This is a genomic window from Gillisia xinjiangensis (assembly GCF_046298265.1).
Taxonomy (GTDB): domain Bacteria; phylum Bacteroidota; class Bacteroidia; order Flavobacteriales; family Flavobacteriaceae; genus Gillisia; species Gillisia xinjiangensis.
Map to the genome: position 1 here is coordinate 1 of NZ_JBKAHK010000150.1, position 500 is coordinate 500.

Sequence of the window (500 nt, forward strand, 5' to 3'; positions counted from 1 at the left end):
GGCATGTTCCGCGAAGTCATCGTTGAGGGCGGCCCCCAAGCCGCCGCCTTGAATTAGGGAGAGGGCGATGACATTGCTTTCGAAGCAGGCCCGCCTCCCGGCGGCCCTGGCCGGGGCGCTCGCCCTGACCTTTCTTGCCCTGCCCGCAGAGGCGGCCGAGATGGACGACCAGATCTACACCTTCTTCCAGCTCGACCAGAACGAGTACCGCCTGAACGATGAGGGTGAGGATCTCTATGCCTGGGATGCCCAGGGCTGGATCGGCACCGACTACGACAAGCTGTTTCTCAAGTCCGAGGGCGAGTACGCCCTGGACGGTGAATGGGAAAAGGCGGAAGTACAGGTTCTCTATAGCCGGCTGATCTCGGACTTCTTCGACGTCCAGGCCGGCGTGCGCTACGACTTCGAGCCGGACCCGGAGCGGGCCTACGGCGTCATCGGCCTGCAGGGTCTGGCGCCGCAGTTCTTCGAGGTCGATGCCGCCCTCTTCGTGAGTAACA

The 500-nt window shown here is 63.6% G+C and carries 1 protein-coding gene; it reads left to right on the plus strand.

The window, feature by feature from the left end:
• Positions 1 to 67: 67 nt before the first annotated feature.
• A partial coding sequence (locus ACKGJN_RS16955) for a copper resistance protein B (protein ID WP_409540765.1) occupies positions 68 to 500 on the plus strand: 433 nt, incomplete at its 3' end.